This is a genomic window from Halorubrum sp. SP3, from assembly GCF_005435195.1.
Lineage (GTDB): Archaea > Halobacteriota > Halobacteria > Halobacteriales > Haloferacaceae > Halorubrum > Halorubrum sodomense.
On record NZ_SGTU01000599.1, the window covers coordinates 1 to 283 of the forward strand.

The 283-nt window shown below is 70.3% G+C and carries 2 pseudogenes; one reads left to right on the forward strand and one right to left on the reverse strand.

What is annotated here, in order from left to right:
* Nucleotides 1–145 (forward strand): annotated as a pseudogene (locus EXE42_RS20505) (multicopper oxidase family protein); the annotation flags it as partial.
* Between the two features lie 35 nt (nucleotides 146–180).
* Here the strand turns inward: EXE42_RS20505 and EXE42_RS20510 are convergent.
* Nucleotides 181–283 (reverse strand): annotated as a pseudogene (locus tag EXE42_RS20510) (polyprenyl synthetase family protein); the annotation flags it as partial.

Here is a 283-nt window from a genome sequence, read left to right on the forward strand (position 1 = left end):
CTACCCGATGCACTGCCACAAGGTCGACCACGTCCGGAACGGCGGGGTCTACCCCGGCGGGATGCTCACCGCCATCGTCTACGAGCAGGCGATGGGGACCGACGTGTTCGCGGACCTCATGGAGAAGGCGGGCTACGAGCTCTGAACGCCGAGCAGCGCGGCCCGAAACCCCGCTTCCGCTTACCGCTCGCGGACGACGACGAACTCCGCGAGGTCGCGGAGGTACTCGATCGCCTCCGTCTCGGGCGGGTCGGCGTCGTCGAGCGCGGCCAGCGCGCGCTCC